Origin of the sequence: Brevundimonas sp. (assembly GCF_013912065.1) — a bacterium.
Lineage (GTDB): Bacteria > Pseudomonadota > Alphaproteobacteria > Caulobacterales > Caulobacteraceae > Brevundimonas.
Map to the genome: position 1 here is coordinate 1 of NZ_JACESA010000043.1, position 9,513 is coordinate 9,513.

At 67.3% G+C, this 9,513-nt stretch carries 8 protein-coding genes and 2 pseudogenes; 4 read left to right on the forward strand and 6 right to left on the reverse strand.

Annotated elements, in window-relative coordinates; all coding sequences use genetic code 11:
- The 4 genes and pseudogenes from fliI to H2037_RS17280 all read right to left on the reverse strand — a co-directional run.
- Positions 1-380, reverse strand: a pseudogene (fliI, locus tag H2037_RS17265) (flagellum-specific ATP synthase FliI); the annotation flags it as partial.
- A 193-nt stretch (positions 381-573) separates the two neighbouring features.
- The gene (locus H2037_RS17270) at positions 574-1,059 is read right to left on the reverse strand and encodes a mobile mystery protein B (protein WP_292124401.1); all 486 of its coding nucleotides are present in this window, start codon (positions 1,057-1,059) and stop codon (positions 574-576) included.
- Positions 1,056-1,523: a mobile mystery protein A gene (locus H2037_RS17275; RefSeq protein ID WP_292124402.1), complete on the reverse strand. Its 468-nt coding sequence runs from the start codon at positions 1,521-1,523 to the stop codon at positions 1,056-1,058. Before H2037_RS17275 ends, H2037_RS17270 begins: the two co-directional genes overlap by 4 nt.
- A gap of 86 nt (positions 1,524-1,609) precedes the next feature.
- Positions 1,610-2,800 carry a carbohydrate porin gene (locus tag H2037_RS17280; protein WP_292124403.1) on the reverse strand — a complete coding sequence of 397 codons (1,191 nt, stop codon included), beginning with the start codon at positions 2,798-2,800 and terminating at the stop codon, positions 1,610-1,612.
- Between the two features lie 152 nt (positions 2,801-2,952).
- Here H2037_RS17280 and H2037_RS17285 point away from each other — a divergent pair, with 152 nt between their 5' ends.
- The 4 genes from H2037_RS17285 (at position 2,953) to H2037_RS17300 (ending at position 7,835) form a co-directional block, all read left to right on the forward strand.
- On the forward strand, positions 2,953-4,863 hold the full coding sequence (locus H2037_RS17285) for a methyl-accepting chemotaxis protein (RefSeq protein ID WP_292124404.1): 1,911 nt from the start codon (positions 2,953-2,955) through the stop codon (positions 4,861-4,863).
- 114 nt (positions 4,864-4,977) lie between these two features.
- Complete coding sequence (gene cysK / locus H2037_RS17290; protein WP_292124405.1) at positions 4,978-5,970, forward strand: cysteine synthase A; 993 nt, start codon at positions 4,978-4,980, stop codon at positions 5,968-5,970.
- A gap of 67 nt (positions 5,971-6,037) precedes the next feature.
- Positions 6,038-7,258 (forward strand): DUF2336 domain-containing protein, encoded by a 1,221-nt coding sequence (locus H2037_RS17295; RefSeq protein ID WP_292124406.1) that lies wholly within the window; start codon positions 6,038-6,040, stop codon positions 7,256-7,258.
- Between the two features lie 148 nt (positions 7,259-7,406).
- Positions 7,407-7,835 (forward strand): MucR family transcriptional regulator, encoded by a 429-nt coding sequence (locus tag H2037_RS17300; protein WP_292124407.1) that lies wholly within the window; start codon positions 7,407-7,409, stop codon positions 7,833-7,835.
- A 92-nt stretch (positions 7,836-7,927) separates the two neighbouring features.
- On the opposite strand, the gene H2037_RS17305 is transcribed toward H2037_RS17300, so the two are convergent.
- Entirely contained in the window at positions 7,928-9,043 is a 1,116-nt protein-coding gene (locus H2037_RS17305) for a DUF2336 domain-containing protein (protein WP_292124408.1), read from the reverse strand.
- Positions 9,040-9,513, reverse strand: a pseudogene (locus H2037_RS17310) (hypothetical protein); the annotation flags it as partial. The pseudogene H2037_RS17310 and the gene H2037_RS17305, both read right to left, overlap by 4 nt.

The window sequence follows — 9,513 nt, forward strand, 5'->3', positions numbered from 1 at the left end:
GGGGCGCGCAGCGGATAGGGGGCCGGCCCCTGGGGCAGGGGCCCTTTGCCGTCGATGGGCTGGCCGAAGGCGTCGATAATCCGGCCCAGCCAGGCGGTGGTCGGGCGCACGCTGGCGGCCTGGTCGATGATGCGGATCTCGGCGCCGGGGGCCACGCCCTCGACCGGACCGAAGGGCATCAGCAGGGCCTTGGAGTCGCGAAACCCGACCACCTCGGCCGGCAGGGCCTCCTGGCCGCGACGCCCGATCTCGGCCCGGGCGCCGACGGCGAGCCGCGACAGGCCCCCGCGCGACTCGATCAGCAGGCCCGAGACGCCCGCGACCTTGCCGGTGACGACCAGAGGGTCGATCGCTTCGACGGCGGCGACGAGATTGCGCAAGATTGACCCCAGGAACAGGCGTTAACCAAATGGGCCATCGTGGTTAACGGGGGGTGAAGGCGGGATCATCCGCCTTAGTGATTTACGAGCGTGCAAACGCGATGAGAGGGTTGATGTCGTGGATGTCGGCCGCTTTGAGCGCCGCGATATAGAAGGCGCGGGTTTTAGCCGCTTCGACAAGATTGGCGCTTCCCTATGTGAAGCGCTCTCGTCCCAAGCTGACGGCGAGAAGATCGGCGGAGAGCCGGGCGTGTCGCCCATTGCCATTCGGGAACGGATGGATCGCGACCAGGCGGTGGTGGAACCGCACGGCGATCTCGTCAGGTTCGTAGGCGCCCTGGTCAATCCAGTATCTTGCATCGCCGAGAAGAGCACGGAGCTCGACCCCGATCCGATAGGGGGCGACGCCGATATTGCGTTCGGTGTTCCTGATTGTTCCGGCCCACTTCCAGACGCCCCCCAGCATCCGCTTGTGAAGGGCGAGAAGGAAGTCTTCGCCGAGCACATCGCGTCGCCTCCGAAACGCCCAGCGGTCCGCGTCGGCGATGCCGATCTGCTCCGCCTCGTTCAGTTGGGATCGCGTGGTGATATAGGTCAGGATAAGCTGGGCCCGCTCGTCCGGCGTGAGCGGGGTCGCGGCGTCATCTTCATCTCCGCCGTCGAACAGCGGATCGCTCACGCCTCGTCCCAAAGGCGACTTCCGTCGCGACGCAGGTCCTCGGCGAGGCGATCGATCTGTTCGGCCAGTTCGGATCTTGCGACGGCCTGATCTTCAAGTCGCATGGTGTGGTTCACACGCATAAGCTGGGCTTCGGCAAGCTTGCGCGATTGGATACGCACCATGTCTTCGAGCGGCTGGTTCGGGATGATCGCGTATACGAGGGTGCAGTTCATCGCTTCGGCCGCGGCACGTAAGCTGTTGAGAGTGGTCGTGCCCGCGATCTCGCCCTTCTCCAGAGCCGTGATCGTCGTGTGGGTTTTCCCCATCCTGGAGGCAAGCTGGCGAGAGGTGAGGCCCAGCGCGTCCCGAATGGCGCGCAACCAGCCTTTGGGGGGGCGCGCCACGCCTTTCAGCGATATCGCTTCGAACTGCCGATCAAGGTGTTTGCGCCCAAGCGCCTGAACCTCACTGCGTTTGACCATAACCAACCATCCTTGGAATTCATGGTCATTTATAATAGACCAAATGTCCAGATTTAGTTGCATTATGGCCAACCAAGAGCCTGTCCTCAGAACAGCGGCGCGATCACCCGCAGGCCGACCACGACCACGTCTTCTGCGCCCTTCAGGCCGCCGGCGTAGCGGATCAGCTGGATGTCGGGCTGGATGGTGAAGCGGCCGATGCGGTCGGCGTAGGTCAGCTCCAACCCCTCTTCGTAGTGGGCGGGGGCGTCGCCGGCGTCGGTCAGGTTGGCGCGGGCCTTGTCCGACAGCCAGCCCTGGTGGACGCCGAACGACAGCTGGCTGTCCGGGCGTCCGGCCCAGACCTGGCGCACCAGCAGGCCCGCCTGCCAGCCGCCCTCGAAATCGGTGGTGTCGCCGTCCGAAACGCCCAGTCGGCCGAAGACGTCGATCTGGGGGCCGTCCGGGTTCGCCGCGCCATGGACCTGGCCTTCCGCCAGGGCGTAGGCGCCGCGCGCCAGGCTTTTGGCCGGTTCGCCGTCGGGGGTCAGGTCGCGGATGTCGTCCTGATGCTGATCATAGCGCCAGACGCCGATCGCATAATGCAGGGGACCGCCGCCGCCCAGCTCGACGATGCCGAGCACGCCGTGGTCCAGGCTGGTGTCGATCCCGCCGTGGTCTCCGATGGTCCGGGCGTCGGCGTTGACCACCGCCGCCTGGGCGTAAAAGGTCTCCATGTCGCCGATCCTCAGTCGCGCGGCCAGGGACGACGAGGGGAAGATGGCCGGGCCGTTCGGACCGGTCGAGGCCAGTTCCGAACCGATGCCGAACGGGGGCGCCAGCAACAGGCCCGAGGCCTCGGTGGCGTAGAATTCGCTGTTCAGATCGTACAGCCCGGCCAGCAGGGTGGCGGCGCCGCCCAGATCCTGTTCGATCCAGGCCTCGAATAGGCGAGCGCCCTGTGCGCCGACCTCTATATTGTCCACGCCTTGCAGCGTGCCGGCCAGGGCGTTGGGCTCGCCGCCGCCGTTATAGAGACCCGACATGTGCAGCCGCGCTCCGCGCCAGCCGAGGGCCTGGTCCAGGTCGCCGTCCAGTTCGACGCTCAGATTGTCCAGATAGCGGCTCCCGCTCTGCACGCCGCCGGATACGACCCCCGTCACGTCTGCCGTATATTCCGCCGCCAGGGTCCAGGCCGGGTCAGCCGCGCGAGCGGCGGAAGGCTCGGCGACCGCCGCGGCCCCCAGTACGAGCGTGGCGAGAAGAAGCTTGAGGCTTCCGGGCTTAGCATTCTGCATGGCCGAATGGTCCGTTGTGTTAGCGGACCAGTGTAATTCGGCGAAATGAAAATCCTGCTTAGGCGACCATGTGGAAACGACCTAGGCGGGCGAAAATACGGCATTAACCTTACAAGCCTACGGATTCCCGTCGAATGCGCGGGGAGCGAAGCATGAACTGGACGATCGGCAAGAAGGTCACCGCGACGGGGATCGTCGTGGTGCTGCTTTCCGTCGGCACAGCGGGTGTGGGCCTGATGATGAACGCCCGGCTCGGCGCCGCTCTGGAGCGTTCCACGATGTCGGCCAACATCCTGCGCAATCATATGCAGGCCGACATGATGCACGACGCCTTGCGGTCCGACGTCTTCGGCGCCCTGTTGGCGGCCGACCCGTCGAACGGGATCGAGATCGACACCGTCGAGGCCGACCTGGCGGAACACCGGGCGATCTTCGAGAAATCCATCGCCGAGAACGGCGCCCTGGCGACGGACCCGGAAATCCAGGCCGCTCTGGCGACGGTCGAGGCGCCGCTCAAGACCTATATCGCGGCGGCGGGCCGGATGATCGATCTGGCCAAGACCGACCCGGTCGCCGCCCAGTCCCTCATGCCGGACTTCCAGGCTCAGTTCACGGCGCTGGAAACCGCGATGAGCGGCGCCGCCGACATCATCGAAGCGACCGCCCAGAAAAATCAGGACGCGGCTGAAGCTACGGCGACGACCGGACGGCTGGTCATGATCGGCGCCATGATCGCCAGCCTGTTGATCTGCATCGGCCTGATCCTGGGCGGAGTGCGCGGCCTGGTCGCGCCCATCCGTCGCCTGACGGGCGACCTGCGCGCCATGGCTCAGGGCCAGACCGAGGTGAAGCTGGGCGAGGCCCGGCGCAAGGACGAGGTGGGCGACATCGCCCGGGCCGTGGTCGACATCCAGGCCCTGATCGTGGACCGCGCACGCGCCGAGGCCGCCCAGGCGGAACAGCAGCGCCTGAGGGAGGAACAGGACCGGGTCGCCGGCGATCGCACTCGCGAGGCGGCCGCCCACGAACAGGCCGCCGTCGTCACTGGTCTGAGCCGGGCGCTGGACGCCTTGGCCCAGGCCGATCTGACGGTTCGGATCACCGATTCCTTCCCGCCGGCCTATGAGCAGCTTCGCACCAATTTCAACGCTGCTCTGGACGGCCTGCAACAGGCGATCGGGACGATCGCGGCCAATACGGGGGCCATCAACGCCGCCGCCTCCGAAATCTCCCAGGCCGCCGACGATCTGTCGCGCCGCACCGAACAACAGGCCGCCAGCCTGGAAGAAACGGCCGCCGCCCTGGAAGAGGTCACGGCCACCGTCCGCGCCACGGCCTCGGGCGCGGTCCAGGCCGCCGGCGTGGTCCAGGCGGCCCGCAGCGACGCCGACAAGAGCGGCGCGGTGGTGCGCGACGCCGTCGCCGCCATGGGGGAGATCGAACGCTCGTCCAACGAAATCAACCAGATCATCGGCGTCATCGACGAGATCGCCTTCCAGACCAATCTGCTGGCTCTGAACGCCGGGGTCGAGGCGGCGCGGGCGGGCGACTCGGGTCGCGGTTTCGCGGTCGTGGCGTCCGAAGTCCGCGCCCTGGCCGAACGTTCGGCCCAGGCGGCCAAGGAGATCAAGGCGCTGATCTCGGCCTCGACGACCCAGGTCGGGTCGGGGGTCAAGCTGGTGGTCGAGACCGGCCAGGCCCTGGACCGGATCGTGGCCCATGTCGCCCAGATCGAGGGCCTGGTGTCGGAAATCTCGTCCTCGGCCGCCGAACAGGCGACCGGCCTCCAGCAGGTCAACACCGCCGTCAACCAGATGGACCAGATGACTCAGCAAAATGCTGCGATGGTCGAACAGTCCACCGCCGCCAGCCATTCCCTGTCCCAGGAGGCGGACGTTCTGAACGCGGCCGTCGCCCGGTTCCGCGTCGGCGCCGCATCCGCGCGTCCCGCTCCGGTCAGGGGCGCCCCGCGCACCGTCGCCGCCCTGAAGACCGTCGGACGCGGCGGCGCGGCCCTGGCGCCGGTTTCCGGGCCTGACGCGGACGGGTGGGAGTCCTTCTAGGCGGCGCATTGATCAAGGGTTCTGGCCCCTGTCCGTAGAAATCATCGCCCTCGCCCTCTTGCTTCGCGGGCCGAGGCCTTATCTGTTGTCGGACACAGACTTCACGGAGCCCCCATGTCCGACTTCAGCTACGACGCGTCCCGCCATCTGAAGAAGGGGCGGGGCAAGGTCTATGACTCGATCATCGACACCATAGGCGACACCCCGCTGGTGGGCCTGCCGCGTCTGTCGGCCGAATACGCCGCCGACCTGGCGCCGGGGGCCAAGGTTCTGGCCAAGCTGGAGTTCTTCAACCCGATCGCCTCGGTCAAGGACCGGATCGGCGTGGCCATGGTCGAGGCGCTGGAAGACGCGGGCAGGATCGACAAGGACACCGTCCTGATCGAACCGACCAGCGGCAACACCGGCATCGCCCTGGCCTTCGTCGCGGCGGCCAAGGGGCTGAAACTGATCCTGTGCATGCCCGAGAGCATGTCGATCGAACGGCGCAAGATGCTGGCGCTTCTGGGCGCTCAGCTGGAGCTGACCCCGGCCGAGAAGGGGATGAAGGGCGCCATCGCCCGGGCCGAGGAACTGCTGGCCTCGACCCCGAACGCTGTCAGCCCGTCGCAGTTCGAGAACCTGGCCAATCCGGCGATCCACCGCGCCACCACGGCCGAGGAGATCTGGAACGACACCGACGGCGCGGTCGACATCGTGGTGGCGGGCGTCGGCACCGGCGGCACCATCTCGGGCGTCGGTCAGGCGCTGAAGGCCAAAAAGCCGTCGATCCGGATGATCGCGGTCGAGCCCGAGGCCTCGCCGGTCCTGTCCGGCGGCGCGCCGGGTCCGCACAAGATCCAGGGCATAGGCGCCGGCTTCACCCCCGCCATCTACGACCCCTCGGTCGTGGACGGGATCGAACAGGTGTCCAACGACGACGCCTTCGAAATGGCGCGCAGGGCCGCGCGGGTCGAAGGGATTCCGGTCGGCATCAGTTCCGGGGCGGCCCTGATCGCCGCCTTCCGCCTGGCCAGCCGGGCCGAGAACGCCGGCAAGACCATAGTGGTCGTCATCCCGTCCTTCGCCGAACGCTATCTGTCCACGGCCCTGTTCGAAGGCCTGTGACAGGCATTTCGCGCCGCGGAGTTTCGCCGATACGCGGAGTTAACCTCGCGCCGTGTAGCCTCGCACGATGAGCGAGCCCTTGGCCTTGAACGAGGAGGAGGCGGCGGGGCGGCCGGCGCTGAAGGCGCGGCACGCCCTGCTGAAGCGTCTCGCCGACGTGGTCTCGCTGCCGGCGAGCCGGATCAACGCCTTCGAGCGGGCCGTCACCGGGGATCTGCTGGTCGAGATGCTGCGCCAGGCCTCGCACGAGGAGCGGCGGCGTGTCGCGGCCCGGCTGGCCCACCTGGCCGAACTGCCGGACAGCGTGGCGCGGATGCTGCTGCGCGACGATCCCGAGATCGCCCGTCTGCTGATCGAACAATGCGCGGCCCTGACCGACGCGGACCTGGCGGGCTGTGCGCGCGACGCGGGGCCGGAGCACCGGCTGGTCATGGCCGGACGGCGCGGGCTTTCGGAAATCGTCACCGAGACCCTGTTCGGATTCGGCGAGGTCGAGACGATCGAGGTCGTGCTGCGCAACCGTACGGCGCGCCTGTCCCAGGTGGGGCTGGAGACGGTGGTCGGCCTGAGCCGGAAACATCCGAAACTGTGCGGCCCGTTGCTGAAGCGTCCCGAACTGAGGCCGTCGGGCGCCTATGTGATGTTCTGGTGGTGCGGGCCCGACGAGCGGCGCACCATATTGCAGCGGTTCGCCGTGTCGCGGGAGGTCATGCAGGAGGTGTCCGAGGACGTCTTCGCGATGGCGGCGGCCGAAGACTGGTCGGATCCGGTGGCGCGCAAGGCCCTGCAGTTCATAGAGCGGCGCCAGCGCAACCGCGCCGCCATAGAGAAGAGCCCGTATGCCGATCTGGAGCAGGCGCTGACGGTCGCCGCGCGCGACGGCCTGTCGCGCGAGATCGCCTCGGAGATCGCCTTCCTGGCCGGAATCAAGCCGCTGACGGGGGCCAAGATCCTGGGCGATCCCGGCGGCGAACCCCTGGCCATATTGTGCAAGGCGACGGGTCTGTCGCGTGAAGATCTGTTGAGCCTGTGGCGTTCGATGCGCCGACCCGAGACGACGGCCGACGGCGCCGTGCATCCGGATCTGGATCGTGTGCAGATCACCTATGAAATGCTGGCGGTCGATCGCGCCCAGACCGTATTGCGTTATTGGAACTGGTCTCTGTCATCGGCGCTGACGCCGAGTCTGCTGCGAGCGATTCGTGAGGGCGAGGATGAGGCGATCGACGAATATTCGGCGCCGGAGCGCGCCGCCATGATGGCCCTGGCTGAAGACTTCGGGCGTTAGATCAGCACTACCTGAAGTGTTGCGATGTTGACGCGAAACGCAGGATTTCGTCTGGGTTGTTTTTAAGATCAAACAACCTTAAGAGCCGAGGGAGTGCATTCGACTGGTGTTTCAGTCGAACAAATAGATCAAGAAAGAGACGCCGAGAATGGAAGAGAAGCCCGAACTGCTCGAAATGACGGCCGATATCGTGTCGGCCTATGTCGGCAACAACACCGTGACGGCTGAAGCCCTGCCGGCGTTGATCGCCAATATTCACGCCGCGCTGTCGGGTGTTTCGAACGGTCCTGTCGAGGTCGAGCCCGAGCCGAAGGAGCCGGCGGTGCCGATCCGCAAGTCGATCAGCGCCGATTTCCTGATCTGCCTGGAAGACGGTCGCAAGTTCAAGTCGCTGAAGCGTCACCTGCGCACCAAGTACGACATGAGCCCCGAAGAATACCGCGCCAAATGGGGCCTGCCGAAAGACTATCCGATGGTCGCCCCGAACTACGCCAAGGCGCGTTCGGAACTGGCCAAGCAGATGGGCCTGGGCCAGGGCGGCCGCAAACCCGCCCGCGCCCCGCGCGCCAAGAAGTAAGACCGGTCTCTACCGATAAAGAGCGCCCGCTTCCGCAAGGAGGCGGGCGTTTTCTGTTTCCGCCTCCTCAGAAGAAGGAGGGGAGATCGCGCCTAGGCCGCCTCGGCGCTGCGGCGCATGCGCCAGAAGCGCAGGGTGCGCTGGGCGACGTCGCGGGTCAGTTCGCCGTACATGCGGCCATAGGCGGCGGCCTTGCCCATCGGGTTGGAATCCGGACCCAGCAGCGAGACCGCATAGGTCAGGAAGATGGCCCGGTCGATGTCGGCCGCCTTGCAGATGATGGACAGGGCGTCCAGGTCGCGGCGATCGACGATGCTGCGCGCCGTATGGAAATCGACGTCGGACAGGCGCGACAGGGCGATCAGGAAGGGGGTGCGACCCTTCGATCGCAGGAAGCGGATCAGCATCTGGGGCGTCAGCTGGCCGGCGGCGTACAGTTCCTCGACATAGGCCTGGCTGTCGGCGAAGTCCGGCGGCAGGGCGCCGTCGTCGGCGGCGACACGGGTGCGGCCGGCGGCGATGGCCGCCTCCAGCAGGTCCGGATCCATCTGGGCGTTCTGTTCGAGGATCTGCTGACGCAGCCGGGCCTCGACGACGAAATACATCTCGTTCAGCAGGTCGGCGGGCAGGCTCTTGCGCTCGACGGTGACGACGTGGAGGCTGGGATTGACCTTGGCGCGCTCGATGGCGGTCTCGGACGCGGCGCGGGAAAGCAGGGCGCCGTCATTGCGCAGCAGGACGCCCAAGGTGTGGTCGTCGCCTCGTTCGACGATGATCTCCGACACGGCCTCGGACACCTCGATACGGCCGGAGACGGCGCGCATATGGTCCTGGCCCTGGCGGCTGACCACCCCGATCAGATCGGCGTCGGTCAACAGGGTCGAGGCGCGCAGCACCGGCCCGGCGACGTCGATCTCGTCCTCGGCCAGACGCCGGATCAGATTGACCGGCGCGTTGGGTTCCTCGGCGAACCGGGCGGCCAGCTCGGCGCGGACAGCCGTCTCCATCTCGTCGGACAGGGTTTCCAGCACCGAGCCGTAGAGCTCGGTCTCGGCCGCGCTGTGATCGACGCCGCCCAGGAAATGGTCGGTCAGTTCGCGCAGCAGCAGCCGGCGTTTCTCGCTGGACGTCTCGCCGGCCAGGGCGATCAGATCGGGTAGGCGCGAAGACTCGATGACGTCTTTTTCCACGGCGGAGGCGTTGGTCATGGCAGGTCGTCAGCCTCGGTCTGGGGCATGGCGCGGACCGTGCCGTCGCTGTTGCGGAGCAGGGCGGGCGGTGCGTCGGGCTGCGCCAGGTCGGTGGAGGACGGGGTCTGTGTCATTTCAACCGGCAGGGCGTCGAGATAGAGGGGCTGGACCGCCTGGATCGGGTCGGGCTGGCGACCCGCCTGGCGATGCACCGAATAGAAGCGGGCGCCCAGGACGGGCGCCGGAGCAAGAGCCGCCTGAACCATCTGGGGCTGGGCGGCGGCGGGCGCGTTGGAAGCCGCCGGGGTCTGGACGTCTTGCGTGTGCGTCGGCTCGGCCGCCGCCTGTTGGCGCAGACGGAAGATCGGGGCGTCGCGACGCGGGGCCATGGGATCGAACGCGGGTTCGGCCGGGGCGTTTTCGGTCGGATGGGGCGCCGCGGACGCGGGTGCGGGTGCGGGGGCGGGGGCAGGAGAGGCGGCGACGGG